This is a genomic window from Microbacterium sp. AB, assembly GCF_032878875.1.
In the GTDB taxonomy this organism is placed as follows: Bacteria; Actinomycetota; Actinomycetes; order Actinomycetales; family Microbacteriaceae; genus Microbacterium; species Microbacterium betulae.
Genome location: NZ_CP118157.1, coordinates 2,877,332 through 2,893,974, shown reverse-complemented (window position 1 = coordinate 2,893,974; position 16,643 = coordinate 2,877,332). Strand labels below are relative to the sequence as shown.

11 protein-coding genes are annotated in these 16,643 nt (G+C 70.5%); 6 read left to right on the top strand and 5 right to left on the bottom strand.

The annotated features are described in order from the left end of the window. Positions 1 to 90 precede the first annotated feature (90 nt). Positions 91 to 1,917 (top strand): sensor histidine kinase, encoded by a 1,827-nt coding sequence (locus N8K70_RS13660; RefSeq protein ID WP_317138897.1) that lies wholly within the window; start codon positions 91 to 93, stop codon positions 1,915 to 1,917. Then, on the top strand, positions 1,914 to 2,618 hold the full coding sequence (locus tag N8K70_RS13655; RefSeq protein ID WP_317138896.1) for a response regulator: 705 nt from the start codon (positions 1,914 to 1,916) through the stop codon (positions 2,616 to 2,618). The genes N8K70_RS13660 and N8K70_RS13655 overlap by 4 nt, the downstream gene beginning before the upstream one ends. A gap of 31 nt (positions 2,619 to 2,649) precedes the next feature. Here the strand turns inward: N8K70_RS13655 and N8K70_RS13650 are convergent, their stop codons facing one another. Next, entirely contained in the window at positions 2,650 to 3,138 is a 489-nt protein-coding gene (locus N8K70_RS13650; protein ID WP_317138895.1) for a SprT-like domain-containing protein, read from the bottom strand. 291 nt (positions 3,139 to 3,429) lie between these two features. On the opposite strand from N8K70_RS13650, the gene erm reads away from it, so the two are divergent. Continuing rightward, positions 3,430 to 4,200: a 23S ribosomal RNA methyltransferase Erm gene (gene erm, locus N8K70_RS13645; RefSeq protein ID WP_317138894.1), complete on the top strand. Its 771-nt coding sequence runs from the start codon at positions 3,430 to 3,432 to the stop codon at positions 4,198 to 4,200. Positions 4,201 to 4,325: 125 nt separating this feature from the next. Here erm and N8K70_RS13640 read toward each other — a convergent pair whose 3' ends face one another. The 3 genes from N8K70_RS13640 to N8K70_RS13630 all read right to left on the bottom strand — a co-directional run bounded on the left by N8K70_RS13640 (position 4,326) and on the right by N8K70_RS13630 (position 7,080). Continuing rightward, on the bottom strand, positions 4,326 to 4,853 hold the full coding sequence (locus N8K70_RS13640; RefSeq protein WP_317138893.1) for a hypothetical protein: 528 nt from the start codon (positions 4,851 to 4,853) through the stop codon (positions 4,326 to 4,328). A 166-nt stretch (positions 4,854 to 5,019) separates the two neighbouring features. Beyond that, positions 5,020 to 6,039, bottom strand: coding sequence for an alcohol dehydrogenase AdhP (gene adhP, locus N8K70_RS13635; RefSeq protein ID WP_394357841.1), 1,020 nt, complete (start codon positions 6,037 to 6,039; stop codon positions 5,020 to 5,022). A 180-nt stretch (positions 6,040 to 6,219) separates the two neighbouring features. Beyond that, positions 6,220 to 7,080: a spermidine synthase gene (locus N8K70_RS13630; RefSeq protein ID WP_317138891.1), complete on the bottom strand. Its 861-nt coding sequence runs from the start codon at positions 7,078 to 7,080 to the stop codon at positions 6,220 to 6,222. Positions 7,081 to 7,193: 113 nt separating this feature from the next. On the opposite strand from N8K70_RS13630, the gene N8K70_RS13625 reads away from it, so the two are divergent. Beyond that, positions 7,194 to 8,204, top strand: a complete 1,011-nt coding sequence (locus N8K70_RS13625; protein WP_317138890.1) for a 1-aminocyclopropane-1-carboxylate deaminase — start codon at positions 7,194 to 7,196, stop codon at positions 8,202 to 8,204. Positions 8,205 to 8,240: 36 nt separating this feature from the next. Here N8K70_RS13625 and N8K70_RS13620 read toward each other — a convergent pair whose 3' ends face one another. After that, positions 8,241 to 8,903, bottom strand: coding sequence for a GntR family transcriptional regulator (locus tag N8K70_RS13620; protein WP_317138889.1), 663 nt, complete (start codon positions 8,901 to 8,903; stop codon positions 8,241 to 8,243). Positions 8,904 to 9,180: 277 nt separating this feature from the next. On the opposite strand from N8K70_RS13620, the gene rpoB reads away from it, so the two are divergent. After that, positions 9,181 to 12,672, top strand: a complete 3,492-nt coding sequence (gene rpoB, locus N8K70_RS13615) for a DNA-directed RNA polymerase subunit beta (RefSeq protein ID WP_317138888.1) — start codon at positions 9,181 to 9,183, stop codon at positions 12,670 to 12,672. Between the two features lie 42 nt (positions 12,673 to 12,714). Further along, entirely contained in the window at positions 12,715 to 16,590 is a 3,876-nt protein-coding gene (rpoC, locus tag N8K70_RS13610; protein ID WP_317138887.1) for a DNA-directed RNA polymerase subunit beta', read from the top strand. Positions 16,591 to 16,643 lie beyond the last annotated feature (53 nt).

The window sequence follows — 16,643 nt, the reverse complement described above, 5'->3', positions numbered from 1 at the left end:
GACCCCGCGGGGAGGGCTCCGCGGACTTGCGTGCATAGTGTTCGCATGGGATGGCGGATGTCCGGACCCCGCGGCCGACAGAATGGACGCATGGCACGACGAGGCGCCGACACGGCACGTCACGCGCGTGCGCGGCGGCGCAGCGTCGCGGCGTGGGTGCTCGGCGTGCAGACGACCGTGCTCCTCGTCGGCGGGGCAGGGGCCTTCGGCCTGCTCGCCTGGGACGCGAACACGGCGGCCCACGCCGACGCGGTGGAGCGCACGAGGAGCCTGGTCCTGACCCTCGCGAGCGAGCCGACGATCGTGGAGGTCCTCGCCGAGGCGCACGCGCGCATCGGGGCGGACCCGGAGGCCGCCGTCGCCGAAGCCTCGGGCGAGCTCCAGCCGTACACGACGCGGATCAGCGCGGCGACGGGCGTGGACTACGTCACGATCATGGACACGGGGCGCACCCGGTACACGCATCCGATCGCCGACCGCATCGGCGGGGAGTTCGTCGGGACGATCGCCCCCGCGCTCGACGGCGAGACGTTCACCGAGGTGTACGAGGGGACGCTCGGCCCGTCGCTGCGGGCCGTGACGCCCGTCTTCGCCGACGGCGGCATCGTGGGCCTCGTGTCGGCGGGCGTGACGCTCGACAACGTCGCCGGCTCCATCCTGCTGCGACTGCAGATCGTCGGCGCGAGCACGCTCGTCGCCGTGGCGCTGGGAGCGCTCGTGACCATCCTGCTGTTCCGCCGCGTCTACCGCGTCACGGACGGGCGCGACCCGGATGAGCTGGCACGCCTGTTCGCCGCGCACGAGGCGGTGCTGCACTCGCTCGAGGAGGGACTCCTCCTCGTCGAGCACACGGGAGGCCGGGCCGGGCGAGACGGGGCTGCGCGAGACGGGGCCGAGCCTGCCCGATCGCCGGGTCCCTCCCGCGTCGTCCTCGCGAACGACCAGGCCGGCGTGCTCCTCGGCATCGCGCGGCGGCTGCCGTTCGCAATCGACGACGACCTGCCGGAGGAGGTGCGCGACGTGCTCTCCGGCCGCGACGGCGACGTCGTGGTGCGCGTCGGGTCGCGGGATCTCGTCGTGACGCGCACCCGGATCGAGCTCGCGGGTCGTCGCGCCGAGATCCTCACGCTGCGCGATCGCACGGAGCTGCGCCGGGTCGCCGGCGAGCTGTCGTCGGTGCAGACGATCTCCGACGCGCTGCGCGCGCAGGCGCACGAGTTCGACAACCGCCTCCACACGATCGCGACGCTGATCGAGCTGGGACGTCCCGACGAGGCGCTCGCGTTCGCCGCGTCGGAGCACGACCTCGGGCAGCGCCTCGCCGACCGCGTGCTGCACGCCGTGGACGAGCCCGTGATCGCGGCGCTCCTCCTCGGCAAGGTCGCCCAGGCGCACGAGCGGGCGGTCGAGATGCACTTCGAGACGCATCTCGCCCCGGGGACGCACGGGCTGCCGCCCGCCGATGTCGTGACCATCCTGGGCAACCTCATCGACAACGCGATCGAGGCGGCCGCGTCGCATGCCGCCCGGACCGGCGACCTCGACGCGTGGGTGGAGGTCTATCTCGCGGAGGGCGAGGACGGGGCCCTCGTGTTCCAGGTGTCGGACAGTGGCGGCGGCGTCTCCCGCGCCGACCGCGAGCGCATCTTCGAGCGCGGCTACTCGACGAAGGGCGTGGACGCCCAGGGGCACGGCTACGGTCTGTCCCTCGTCCGGCGCGTGCTGCGGGGGCTGGGCGGCTCCATCGAGGTGACGCAGGCGCCCGGAGGCGGGGCCGTCTTCACGGCGACGCTTCCGCGCCCGGCCGGCGCGCCGGGGCCCGCCGACGCTCATCGCGCGAGAGGCCCCGGAGACGTCCCGGACTCGAGCGCTGCTCGCGACACGAACAGAGACGCCGACGCGAGGGAGGGGCGATGAGCGACATCCGCGTTCTCGTGGTGGAGGACGACCCGCGCACGGCGCAGGCGCACGGCGAGTACGTCGAGCGGATGGACGGGTTCGCCCTCGCCGGCACGGCGCACACGGTCGCCGCGACGAGGCGGGCCATCCGCGACGCCTACCCCACGGGCGAGCGGATCCACCTCCTCCTGCTCGATCTCAACCTGCCGGACGGGCACGGCCTCGAGCTGTGCCGCGAGCTGCGGGCGGCGGGCATCGTCGTCGACGTCGTCGCGGTGACGGCCGTGCGGGAGCTCGACGCCGTGCGTCAGGCCGTCGCGGTCGGCGTCGTGCAGTACCTCATCAAGCCGTTCACGTTCGACGTGTTCGCCGCGAAGCTGCGCGCCTACCGCGAGTACTTCGACCGTATGCGCTCTCCCGTGTCGTCGCTCAGCCAGCGCGAGGTCGACACCGCCTTCGCCGCCCTGCGCACGTCCAACCTCCCCGGCCTCCCCAAGGGGCTGTCGCGGGACACCCTCGACGCCGTGACGGAGCTGCTCACGGTGCACGACGTCGCACGGTCCGCCTCCGAGGTCGCCGACGTGCTGGGCCTCTCGCGCGTGACCGCTCGGCGGTACCTCGAGTTCCTCGCCGACCGCGGGACGGTCTCGCGCGCTCCGCGCCACGGCAGCCGCGGGCGTCCGGAGCTCGAGTACCGCCGTGACCGCACGTCCTTCTGAGCCGCACCTCTTCTCTGGGCCGCGGGCGGGGTCAGCGGGGAGTCGCCGCGGCGCGGCGGTCCGCCGCCGTGATCTCGCGGCGGACCCAGGCGAGCAGGAAGCGGCGGTCGAACGTCCGGGCGCACCTCACGCACGACGAGGGGCGCGACGGCCGGCGATGGCGGTACACGACGTGGCCCGCCGGGCACGTGCCGATCCACGGCGCGAGCTCGATCGCCGTCTCTCCGTCATGCGTCGTGCCGCCGACGTACCCCAGCTCGCGGGCGATCCGCTTCCAGGCGGGCCCGTGCGCCGCAGCCGGCCCCGCCAGTGCGTGGGCGACCTCGTGCAGGAGCGTCTGATGATTGGACTCGTCGTCGTGGCGCGCCGCGAGGTAGCGCGATACCGAGATGCGCGTGCGGCGGTAGTCGCACTGCCCCGCCCGCCGCTTCGCGTTGTCGAAGCCGAAGGTCCACGCGGGATCGAGATGCTGGGCGATGAGCGCGTCCGCCCAGGCCGCGACGCGTTGCAGATCCGACACCCCTCGAGGCTAGACGCGACCTCCGACATCGGGACCGATCGCGCCCCGGAGCCGGGCCCGTGTTGCCCGTATTGCCGCGCCGCCGTAGTCTGCCCTGCATGGGGAATCTGATCAGCGCGTCGCCGACGGCGTGCTTCTTCGCGGTTCGCGACCGCCGCGCCTGACGGCGCGCTCGCTGGTCCTCACCGCCCCGCGCGTCGTCGTTCCGGATGCCATCGCACCCGGCGCGCGTCCCTCTCGTCTGTGCGACATGCGCTCGGGTGCTCCGAAGACTTCCTCTGGAGCGCTCAGATGCGACCCCGTTCCCTCCATGGCGGACGCCATGAACTCGGGCAGAACTTCCTCGTCCACCGGCCGACGCTCGATCGGATCGTGAGCATCGTCGGCGACACGACCGGTGACATCCTCGAGATCGGCGCCGGCGACGGCGCCCTGACGGTGCGGCTGGCGCGCCTGCGTCGCGATCTCACGGCGATCGAGATCGACGGGAGCCGCGTGGACGTCCTGCGGCGGCGTCTTCCGCACGTCGCCGTCGAGCACGCCGACGTGCTGCGACATCCGCTCGACGTCCCCGTGATCGTCGGCAACGTGCCCTTCCACCTGACCACTCCCATCCTGCGCCGTCTTCTGGGACGGCGCCGTTGGCACGTCGCCGTCCTGCTGACGCAGTGGGAGGTCGCCCGCAAGCGCGCAGGCGTCGGCGGGGGCACGATGATGACGGCGCAGGCCGCGCCCTGGTTCGTGTTCGCGCTGCGGGGGAGGGTTCCGGCCGACGGGTTCCGGCCGCGTCCCGCGGTCGACGGCGGCCTCCTCGTCATCGCGCGCCGCGAGAGGCCGCTCGTGCCCGATGCGGAGCGGCGCGCGTACGAGCGGTTCGTGCGCGCGGTCTTCGCCGGCCCGGGAAGGGGGGTTGCGGACATGGTCCGGAATGCCACCGGCGCTCCGGCGGGACGGGTGCGCCGGGTGCTCGGCGGCCGGGACATCGATCCCCGGCGGCTGCCGCGCGACCTCTCCGCCGCGGACTGGGCGGCGCTGTGGGCGGAGCTGGGACGGCGGCCGTAGCCGTTTCCGCGCGCGACGGCCGTCGCGGCGAGCACGACGCAGGAAGAACCGTGTCGCAGGAGCCGCGGGAGGGGGTCTTCGCCCGGCGGCGCCGCGTTCTTCCTGCGTGGCGCCGAGGCGAGCCGTCAGCTGGCGACGACGGCGCGGCTGCGGGCGCGCTCCGCGGCCTCGACGGCCGTCATCGTCGTCTCGAGCTGGGCCTCAGGCGCACCCATCTCCTGGCGCAGGAAGAGCACGCGCTTGAAGTCCTTGCGCGCTCCCTCGTAGTCGCCCGCGTCGAAGCGCGTCTTTCCCCGGTGCTGCAGCGCGAAGGCGGCGATGCCGACCCAGCCCTGGCCTTCCGCCTCCTCGACGCACGTCGACATCTCGTGCTCGGCCGCGGTGTAGGCCCCGCGGAACTGCTGCACCGTCGCGTGCAGCACGCGCGCTCGCAGCAGGTCCTTCCGCGTGCCGGCCATGCGCGCGACGCGGACGGCCTGCTGCGCGATGGTCAGCGCCTCGTCGAGCTCGCCGAGCACCTTCAGCAGCCAGACCCGCTCCAGCAGGGCGGGCAGGCTCCGCTGCGATCCGATCTCCGCGAGGCGCTCTCGGCATTCGCGTGCGTCGACGACCTCACGAAGGGTCTCGGGATCGTAACCGTGGATGTAGCTCATGCCCACTCCCTTCCGCGCAGCCGGACCGCCAGTCCAGTGTGCAACGCGTCGGCCGATCCGACGGCCCGGCACACCGCGTCGATCCGGATCGGCGCGGTCGGCGGGCCGGGCACCGCACGACGGGGCCGCCCGGCGCATCGCGCCCGGCGGCCCCGCGCGTCCGTCGTCAGGCGTCGGCGTAGCGCATGACGACGCGTCCGTCGATCTTGCCGTGCTCCATCCGCTCGAAGATGTCGTTGACGTCGTCGATGGTCTCGACGCTCACCGTCGGGTGGATCTTGCCGCGTGCGTAGAAGTCGAGCGCCTCGACGAGGTCCTGGCGGGTCCCGACGATGGAGCCGCGGATGGTGATCGCCCGCAGCACGATGTCGAAGATGTCGGCGGGGAAGTCGCCCGGGGGCAGGCCGTTGAAGACGATCGTCGCCCCGCGGCGCGTGACGGCGAGCGCCTGCCCGAAGGCCCGCGGGTGCACGGCGGTGACGAGCACGCCGTGCGTGCCTCCCGTGGCCTCCTGGATGGCGGCACCGGGATCGGTCTCCGCGGCGTTCACGGTCACCTCCGCGCCGTGCTTGCGGGCGAGCTCGAGCTTCGCGTCGTCGACGTCCACGGCCGCGACGCGCATGCCGAGCGCCCTGGCGTACTGCACGGCGATGTGGCCGAGTCCGCCGATGCCCGAGATCGTCACCCACTCGCCGGGTCGCACGCCGGTCATCTTCAGTCCCTTGTAGACGGTGACGCCCGCGCACAGGATCGGGGCGACCTCGACGGGGTCCGCGCCGTCCGGGATGCGCGCGGCGAAGCGCTCGTCGACGAGCATGTACTCGCCGAAGCTGCCGTCGACGGAGTAGCCGCCGTTCTGCTGCTCGGGGCACAGCGTCTCCCAGCCCGTGCGGCAGTACTCGCAGCGGCCGCAGGCGCTCCACAGCCAGGCGTTGCCGACGAGGTCGCCGACGGCGAGGGTGGTGACGCCGTCGCCGAGCGCGACGACCTCGCCGTATCCCTCGTGACCGGGGATGAGGTCGGCCTTGGGCGCGACGGGCCAGTCGCCGCGCGCGGCGTGGAGGTCCGTGTGGCACACGCCGCTCGTGACGACCCGGACGAGGGCCTGCCCGGGGCCGGGCTCGGGGATGGGGACGTCCGTCACGACGAGCGGCTCGTCGGGGGAGACCACGACGGCGGCGCGCATCGTTGCGGCACGGGCGGGCGTCTCGGAGACGGATGGGCTCTGGGTAGGGGTCGACATTGACTCTTCTCCTCTGCAGGACGGACGTTCGCCGTCTCAGCGGGAAGATACGACGGCCGAGGTTGCGAACTGTTGCAGCGCGGGTCGTGGAGCGGACTCCCGAGGGGTGCCGCGACCCGCCGCTCAGCGCTCGAAGAGCGACGCCGACGGCCTCGGCGACGGGGTCGCGTCGGCGTCGGTGGCGGGGAGCGCGCCGCGCACGAACTCGTCGATCTCGCGTCCTTCGGCGACCTTCGCGGGGTGCGGGCCCGCCGCCATGAGCCTCGGCAGCCACTCGGTGGGGAGCTCCGCGGCCGATGCGGCGACGACGAGGTTCCCGAACCGACGTCCCTTGAGCACCTGGACCTCGGCGAGCACGACGACGTGCGGCAGGACCTCCCGGACGGTCGCCACCTGCCGCCGGGCGAAGGCGAGGCCCGCGCCGTCGGAGACGTTCACGAGCATCACGCCCGCGGGGGCGAGGAGCGCCGCGGCCGCGCGATAGAACTCGACGGTCGTCAGGTGGGCGGGCGTCCGCGCTCCCGAGTAGACGTCCGAGACGAGCAGGTCGACGTTCCCCGAGAGCGAGGCCGGCAGGCGCTCGAGCCCGGTGCGCGCGTCCCCGATGCGGATGCGGATGGCCGCGCCGCGAGGGAGCGGCAGGTGCTCCCGGACGAGGTCGACGAGCGGCTGCTCGAGCTCCACGACCTGCTGCCGTGAGCCCGGACGCGTCGCCTCGACGTAGCGGGGGACGGTGAGCCCGCCGGCTCCGAGATGCACGGCGGTCAGCGGCCCTCGCGGCAGCTGGTCGATGACGGCGCCCATGCGCGCGACGTACTCGAAGTGCAGATGCGTCGGATCGTCGAGGTCGACGTGCGACTGGGGCGTGCCGTCGACGACGAGCTCCCATCCGCCGCCGAAGTCGCCCGGCGCGATGCGCGCGATCGACCCGTCCGACAGCCGCGCCTGCGGCTCCTCGCGCTCGTCCCGTCGCTGGCGTCCCATGACGTCCATTCTCGGCGGTCGATCGGGCGACGATGCGCGCCGGATCCCGGAGGACGACGCTCCGTCCGCAATATGAGATATATTGCAACGCGAACACGAGAAAGGATCGCGCCATGCCGATCAGTGACTTCCCGCGGTACCCGCTGACGTTCGGTCCGTCGCCCGTGCATCCCCTCGACCGGCTGAGCGCTCATCTGGGCGGCGCGCGGATCTGGGCCAAGCGCGAGGACGTGAGCTCGGGCCTCGCCTACGGCGGCAACAAGGTGCGCAAGCTCGAGTACCTCGTGCCCGATGCGCTGCGACGGGGCGCCGACACGCTCGTCTCCATCGGCGGGTACCAGTCCAACCACACCCGCCAGGTCGCGGCCGTCGCCGCGCACCTGGGGCTGAAGGCCGTGCTCGTCCAGGAGAAGTGGGTCGACTGGCCGGATGCGCTGAGCGACCGCACGGGCAACATCATGCTCTCGCGCATCATGGGGGCCGAGGTGCGTCTCGACCCCGCCGAGTTCGGCGTCGGCTTCAAGCCGAGCTGGGAGCGCGCGATCGAGGACGTCGAGGCGCGCGGCGGCAGGCCCTACGCGATCCCGGCAGGGGCGTCGGACCATCCCCTGGGCGGGCTGGGCTTCGCGAACTGGGCGGCCGAGGTCGAGCGGCAGGAGCGCGAGCTCGGCGTGTTCTTCGACACGATCGTGGTGTGCGCGGTCACGGGATCGACCCACGCCGGGATGATCGCGGGGTTCGCCGCGCAGGATCGCCCGCGCCGCGTCATCGGGATCGATGCGTCGGCGAAGATCGAGGAGACCCGCGACCAGGTGGAGCGCATCGCGCGCCGCACGGCGGAGCTGATCGGGGTCGACCGGGAGCTGGCCGACGAGGAGATCGACGTCCGCCCGGGCTGGGAGGGTCCCGCCTACGGCATCCCGGACGACTCCACGCTCGACGCGATCCGGCTCGTGGCGCGGCTGGAGGGCGTCATCACCGATCCCGTGTACGAGGGGAAGTCGATGGCCGGGCTGATCGACCTCGTGCGCGACAGGACGATCCCCGCCGACTCCCACGTCCTCTACGCCCACCTCGGCGGGCAGCCGGCGCTGCCGGCGTACGCGGGCCTGTTCACCTCCTGACGCGGCGGCGATCCGGCCGCCGGCGACGCCGCCTCGTCACGGGGAGACGCCGCGCGGCGTCTCCCCGAGCGTCTGCCAGTTGCGGTGTGTCGCCTCGGTGGCGGCCCGGACGTCTCCCGCGCGGCAGAGCTCGACGATCAGGGCGTGCTGCGCGACGGAGTCGCGTCCGGTGAGCGAGGCGAACCGCAGGCGCTCGACGCGCCGGACGAGCGGTGCGACCTCCTCCAGGAGGTCGGCCAGCCGCGGGTTGCCGCTGGCGCGCAGCGCGACGGCGTGGAAGGCGTCGTCGGCGCTCAGCGCGCCGGCGATGTCGCCGGCGTCCATCGCCTCGGCGAAGCGCGTGTTCGCCCTCTCCATCTCCGTCAGATCCTCCTCGGCGAGGCTCTCCCCGGCCAGCGACATCGCCAGGGCGTGCAGCGCCGCGGCGATGTCCTCGGCGTTGCGCGTGCGCGCGTCGTCGATCGGGGTCACGATGGTCGAGTGCCCGGGACGGCTCTCGAGCAGCCCCGCCCTCTCCAGGCGCAGGAAGGCCTCGCGGATGGGCGTGCGGCTCACGCCGAGCCAGTCGACGAGGTCCACGTCGCGGATGCGCTCGCCGGGAGCGAGGGTGCCGTCGACGATCGCGTCGCGGATGCTCGTGTAGACGTCGTCGCGCAGGAGCGCGCGTCGGTGGAGTCCGTGCGCTTCGGGAACCGGCATGTCGCATATCGTATGCCGCGAGCCCTTCCGCCGGACGCGTGGTTATACCCGAGAGGCGGGATCAGGTCAAGGACATCGCTTGCTATGTCGCGCCGAGCCTGTTAGTGTTGCTGTTTGCGCTCTCTGGGTCTTCCATGCCTTCATATGGTGGTCGGCTGGCTCCCGTGGATCCCCGCAGATGGCGGCGTGTGATCCACAGGACAGGCCCGTAGCGCACCTCACCTGTCGACAAGGAATCTAGCAGCCCCGCACGCCGGGGCTCATGGAGGTTTTCCCCTTGGCTGCTGCGCGCAACGCATCCACCACCACCCCGAAGAACGGACGCGGAGCATCCCGCCTCTCGTTCGCCAAGATCTCCGACACGCTCACGGTCCCCGACCTGCTGGCGCTGCAGACCGAGTCGTTCGACTGGCTCGTCGGCAACGAGGCATGGAAGGCCCGCGTCGCCGATGCGAAGGCCGCCGGCCGCACCGACGTCGCCGAGCGGAGCGGTCTCGACGAGATCTTCGAGGAGATCTCGCCGATCGAGGACCTGAGCGAGACGATGCAGCTCTCGTTCACGAACCCCTACCTCGAGCCGGAGAAGTACTCCATCGAGGAGTGCAAGGACCGCGGCAAGACCTACTCCGCCCCGCTGTACGTCGAGGCCGAGTTCATGAACCACCAGACGGGCGAGATCAAGACCCAGACGGTGTTCATGGGCGACTTCCCGCTGCAGACGGGCAAGGGCACCTTCATCATCAACGGCACCGAGCGTGTCGTGGTGTCGCAGCTCGTGCGCTCGCCCGGCGTCTACTTCGACAAGACGCCCGACAAGACGAGCGACAAGGACATCGTCTCGGCGCGCGTCATCCCGAGCCGCGGAGCCTGGCTCGAGTTCGAGATCGACAAGCGCGACCAGGTGGGCGTGCGCATCGACCGCAAGCGCAAGCAGTCGGTGACGGTGTTCCTCAAGGCGCTCGGCATGTCGAGCGAGCAGATCCTCGCCGAGTTCGCGGGCATCGTCTCCATCGAGGAGACCCTCGCGAAGGACACGATCCTCACGCAGGAAGAGGCGCTGCGCGACATCTACCGCAAGCTGCGCCCGGGCGAGCAGGTCGCCGCCGAGGCCGCGCGCTCGCTGCTGGACAACTTCTACTTCAACTCCAAGCGCTACGACCTCGCGAAGGTCGGCCGCTACAAGCTGAACCAGAAGCTCGGTCTCGACAAGCCGCTGAGCGACTCGGTGCTGACCGTCGAGGACATCGTCGCGACGATCAAGTACCTCGTCCGCCTCCACCGCGGGGACACCTCCTTCGAGGGCGTCCGCAAGGGCGAGGTGTCCGACTTCCGCATCGAGGTCGACGACATCGACAACTTCGGCAACCGTCGCATCCGCGCCGTGGGCGAGCTCATCCAGAACCAGGTCCGCACCGGCCTGTCCCGGATGGAGCGCGTCGTCCGCGAGCGCATGACGACGCAGGACATCGAGGCGATCACGCCGCAGACCCTGATCAACGTGCGTCCGGTCGTCGCCGCGATCAAGGAGTTCTTCGGGACCTCCCAGCTGTCGCAGTTCATGGACCAGAACAACCCGCTCGCGGGCCTGACCCACAAGCGGCGCCTCTCGGCGCTCGGCCCCGGCGGCCTCTCGCGCGACCGCGCGGGCGTCGAGGTCCGTGACGTCCACCCCTCGCACTACGGCCGCATGTGCCCGATCGAGACGCCGGAGGGCCCGAACATCGGCCTCATCGGCTCGCTCGCGTCGTTCGCGCGCATCAACTCCTTCGGCTTCATCGAGACGCCCTACCGCCGTGTCGTCGACGGCAAGGTCTCGGACGAGATCGACTACCTCACGGCGGCCGAGGAGACGCGCTTCAACGTCGCCCAGGCGAACGCCGCGCTGAACCCCGACGGGTCGTTCGCCGACTCGCGCGTCCTCGCGCGTCAGCACGGCGACGAGGTCGACCTGGTCCCGGCCGGGGAGATCGGCTACATGGACGTCTCGCCGCGCCAGATGGTGTCGGTGGGAACCTCGCTCATCCCGTTCCTCGAGCACGACGACGCGAACCGCGCGCTCATGGGCGCGAACATGCAGCGTCAGGCCGTCCCGCTCCTCGTCGCCGAGTCGCCGCTCGTGGGCACCGGCATGGAGGGCTATGCGGCCGTCGACGCCGGCGACGCGATCATCGCCGACAAGGCGGGCGTGGTGACGGACGTCACGAGCGACTACGTCTCGATCCAGCTGGACGAGGGCGGACGCCAGGACTACTTCCTCCGCAAGTTCGACCGCTCGAACCAGGGCAACTGCTACAACCAGCGTGCGATCGTCACGGCCGGCGAGCGCATCGAGGTCGGCGAGGTCATCGCGGACGGTCCCGCCACGGAGGACGGCGAGCTCGCGCTCGGCAAGAACCTGCTCGTCGGGTTCATGTCGTGGGAGGGCCACAACTTCGAGGACGCGATCATCCTCAGCCAGAACCTCGTGAAGGACGACACCCTCACCTCGATCCACATCGAGGAGTACGAGGTCGACGCCCGCGACACGAAGCTGGGCAAGGAGGAGATCACGCGCGACCTCCCCAACGTCAGCCCCGAGCTGCTGAAGGACCTCGACGAGCGCGGCATCATCCGCATCGGCGCCGAGGTGCGCCCCGGCGACATCCTCGTCGGCAAGGTCACGCCGAAGGGCGAGACCGAGCTGAGCGCCGAGGAGCGTCTGCTCCGCGCGATCTTCAACGAGAAGAGCCGTGAGGTCCGCGACACGTCGCTGAAGGTCCCCCACGGCGAGCAGGGCACCATCATCGCGGTCAAGGAGTTCGACGCCGAGGAGGGGGACGACGAGCTCGGCTCCGGCGTCAACCGCCGCGTCGTGGTCTACATCGCCCAGAAGCGCAAGATCACCGAGGGCGACAAGCTCGCGGGCCGTCACGGCAACAAGGGCGTCATCGCGAAGATCCTTCCCGTCGAGGACATGCCGTTCCTCGCGGACGGCACGCCGCTCGATGTCGTGCTGAACCCGATGGGCATCCCGGGCCGGATGAACTTCGGCCAGGTGCTCGAGACGCACCTCGGATGGATCGCGAAGCAGGGATGGAAGGTCGAGGGCACTCCGGAGTGGGCGCTCCACCTCCCGGAGGACGCCCGCGAGGCCGACCCCGGCACGAAGGTCGCCACCCCGGTGTTCGACGGCGCGCACGAGGCCGAGATCGAGGGACTCCTCGACTCGACGAACGTGAACCGCGACGGCGAGCGGCTCATCGGCCGCTCGGGCAAGGCGCTGCTGTTCGACGGCCGCACCGGCGACCCGTACCCCGCGCCCATCTCGGTCGGCTACATGTACATCCTGAAGCTGCACCACCTCGTGGACGACAAGATCCACGCGCGCTCCACGGGCCCGTACTCGATGATCACCCAGCAGCCCCTCGGCGGGAAGGCGCAGTTCGGCGGGCAGCGCTTCGGCGAGATGGAGGTGTGGGCCCTCGAGGCCTACGGCGCCGCGTACGCGCTGCAGGAGCTCCTCACGGTCAAGTCGGACGACATCCTCGGCCGCGTGAAGGTGTACGAGGCGATCGTCAAGGGCGAGAACATCCCCGAGCCCGGCATCCCCGAGTCGTTCAAGGTGCTCATGAAGGAGATGCAGTCGCTCTGCCTGAACGTCGAGGTGCTCTCGGCCGACGGCACGGCGGTCAACCTCCGCGACACCGACGACGACGCGTTCCGCGCTGCGGAAGAGCTCGGCATCAACATCTCCAGCCGGTTCGAGTCCGCCTCGATCGACGAGATCTGATCCGGCCAGCCGATTCAACGATTTCCAAACAGGAGAAGTCAATTGCTCGACGCAACAACTTTCGATGAGCTTCGCATCGGCCTGGCCACCGCCGACGACATCCGTCGCTGGTCCTTCGGCGAGGTCAAGAAGCCCGAGACCATCAACTACCGCACGCTCAAGCCCGAGAAGGACGGCCTCTTCGGAGAGCAGATCTTCGGCCCCAGCCGCGACTGGGAGTGCGCCTGCGGCAAGTACAAGCGCGTCCGCTTCAAGGGCATCGTGTGCGAGCGCTGCGGCGTGGAGGTCACCAAGAGCTCCGTCCGCCGCGAGCGCATGGGCCACATCGAGCTCGCCGCGCCCGTGACGCACATCTGGTACTTCAAGGGCGTCCCCTCGCGCCTGGGGTACCTGCTCGACATGGCGCCGAAGGACCTCGAGAAGGTCATCTACTTCGCCGCCTACATGGTCATCTCGGTCGACGAGGAGGCGCGCCACCGCGACCTTCCGACGCACGAGAACAACCTGCGCCTCGAGATCAAGAACCTCGGCGACCGCCGGGACGCGCGCATCGCCGACCGCCTCCAGAAGCTGGAGGAGGAGCTCGCCGCGCTCGAGGCCGAGGACGCCAAGGCCGATCAGAAGAAGAAGGTCCGCGACGCCGCCGAGAAGGAGATGACGCTCATCCGCAAGCGCGCGGACGAGCAGGTCGCCAAGCTCGAGCGGATGTGGGAGGAGTTCCGCTCCCTCAAGGTCGGCGAGCTCAAGGCGGAGGACGACGTCTTCCAGGAGCTGCAGGACCGCTTCGGCCAGTACTTCGAGGCGCACATGGGCGCCGAGTCGATCCAGCGCCGCCTGGCCGCGTTCGACCTGCCCGCCGAGGCGGAGTCGCTGCGCACGCAGATCGCCGAGGGCAAGGGGCAGCGCAAGATCCGCGCGATCAAGCGCCTGAAGGTCGTCAACTCCTTCATGACGACGGGCATGAGCCCGGCGGCCATGGTGCTCGACGTCGTCCCGGTCATCCCGCCGGAGCTGCGCCCGATGGTGCAGCTGGACGGAGGCCGCTTCGCCACGAGCGACCTGAACGACCTCTACCGCCGCGTGATCAACCGCAACAACCGTCTGCGCCGTCTGCTCGACCTCGGGGCACCCGAGATCATCGTGAACAACGAGAAGCGGATGCTCCAGGAGGCCGTCGACGCGCTGTTCGACAACGGCCGCCGCGGTCGTCCCGTCACGGGCACGGGCAACCGCGCCCTGAAGTCGCTCAGCGACATGCTCAAGGGCAAGCAGGGGCGGTTCCGGCAGAACCTGCTCGGCAAGCGCGTCGACTACTCGGGCCGATCGGTCATCGTCGTCGGCCCGCAGCTCAAGCTGCACCAGTGCGGTCTGCCCAAGCAGATGGCGCTCGAGCTGTTCAAGCCGTTCGTCATCAAGCGCCTGATCGACCTCGGTCACTCGCAGAACATCAAGGCGGCCAAGCGCGCGGTCGAGCGCACGCGTCCCGAGGTGTGGGACGTGCTCGAGGAGATCATCCGCGAGCGCCCGGTTCTCCTGAACCGCGCGCCCACGCTGCACCGTCTGGGCATCCAGGCGTTCGAGCCCCAGCTCGTCGAGGGCAAGGCCATCCAGCTCCACCCGCTCGTCTGCGCGGCGTTCAACGCCGACTTCGACGGCGACCAGATGGCCGTCCACCTGCCGCTGTCGGTCGAGGCTCAGGCCGAGGCCCGCGTCCTCATGCTCGCGTCGAACAACATCCTGAAGCCGTCGGACGGCCGTCCGGTGACCCTGCCCTCGCAGGACATGATCATCGGCCTGCACCACATCACGACGCTCAAGGACGGCGCGGCCGGCGAAGGCCGAGTGTTCGGCTCGGTGTGGGAGGCGCAGCTCGCCAAGGAGGAGGGCACCCTCGACCTGCAGTCCAAGGTGCGCATCCGCGTCCCCGGCCTGACGTTCCTGGAGGGCCAGGCTCCCGAGGGCTACGAGAAGCACGGTCTCGTCGACACCTCGCTCGGCCAGGCGATCTTCAACGACCAGCTGCCGAAGGGCTACCCCTTCGTGCGCGAGCAGGCCGACAAGGGCAAGCTCTCGCAGATCGTCAACAAGCTGGCGGAGGAGTACCCCAAGGTCGTCGTGGCGGAGACGCTCGACAAGATCAAGGACACGGGCTTCTACTGGGCCACGCGTTCCGGCGTCACGGTCGCGCTGAGCGACGTCCTCACCCCGGCCAACAAGGGCGAGATCGTCGCGAAGTACGAGCAGCAGGCCGCGAAGGTCACCGCCCAGTACGAGAAGGGCCTCACCACCGACGAGGAGCGCCGCACCGAGCTGGTCCGCATCTGGACCGAGGCCACGGACGAGATCCAGAAGGAGATGCGCGCCAACTTCCCCGAGGACAACACCATCAACCGCATGGTGTCGTCGGGTGCTCGTGGAAACTGGCTGCAGATCCGGAACATCGCGGGCATCCGCGGTCTGGTGAACAACCCCAAGGGCGAGATCATCCCTCGTCCGATCATCTCCTCGTACCGCGAGGGACTGTCGGTCGCGGAGTACTTCATCGCCACCCACGGCGCCCGCAAGGGTCTGGCCGACACGGCTCTGCGCACCGCCGACTCCGGTTACCTCACGCGTCGTCTCGTCGACGTCTCGCAGGACGTCATCATCCGCGAGGAGGACTGCGGCACGTCGAAGGGCCTCGAGTACCCGATCGCCGCGGCGGACTCCTCGGGCGTGCTGGTGCGCGACGCGAACGTCGAGAACTCGGTGTTCGCCCGCAGCCTGGCCGTCGACGTGGTGGCCGAGGACGGAACGGTTCTCGCCGAGGCCGGTCAGGACGTCGGCGACGTCCTCATCGACGCCCTCGTCGAGGCGGGCGTCACCTCCATCAAGGTGCGCTCGGTCCTCACGTGCGACTCCGCGGTGGGCGTCTGCGCCCGCTGCTACGGTCGCTCCCTCGCGACGGGGAACCTCGTCGACATCGGCGAGGCCGTCGGCATCATCGCGGCCCAGTCGATCGGCGAGCCCGGCACGCAGCTGACGATGCGCACGTTCCACACCGGCGGCTCGGCCTCGGCGGACGACATCACGCAGGGTCTTCCCCGCGTGCAGGAGCTGTTCGAGGCCCGTACCCCGAAGGGCGCCTCTCCCATCGCGGAGGCCGACGGACGCATCACGATCGAGGAGACCGAGAAGCAGAAGAAGGTCATCCTCACGCCCGACAACGGCGACGAGCCGCACGTCTACCCGGTGCTGAAGCGCGCGACGCTTCTCGTCGAGGACGGGCAGCACGTGTCCGTGGGCGACTCCATCCAGGTCGGAACGCGCGACCCGAAGGAGATCATGCGCGTGCAGGGCGCTCGCGAGGTGCAGAAGTACCTCGTCAGCGGCGTGCAGGGCGTGTACCGCTCCCAGGGCGTGCCGATCCACGACAAGCACATCGAGGTCATCGTCCGTCAGATGCTGCGGAAGGTCACCGTCGTCGATCACGGCGAGACCGACCTGCTGCCGGGTGAGATGGTCGACATGCGCCGGTACCAGGACATCAACCGCGCGGTGATCGCCGAGGGCAAGCGCCCTGCGTCGGGCCGTCCGGAGCTGATGGGGATCACGAAGGCGTCGCTCGCGACGGAGTCGTGGCTGTCGGCGGCGTCGTTCCAGGAGACGACGCGCGTGCTCACGGAGGCCGCGCTGCAGGGCAAGCGCGATCCGCTGATCGGTCTCAAGGAGAACGTCATCATCGGAAAGCTCATCCCTGCGGGCACCGGCCTCGCGAAGTACCGCGACGTCGTCGTCGAGGCGACGGAGGAGGCCAAGAGCGAGCGCTACCCCAACCGCATCTTCGCGTCGGACGGCGCGTACGCGGAGGGCGACTACTCGTTCGTGGACTTCGACGCCTTCACGACCGACGACTTCACGCCGGGAACATATAACTGATCCGGCATGAGTCGACGGAGAGAGGCCCCGGGTTCGCCCCGGGGCCTCTCTCC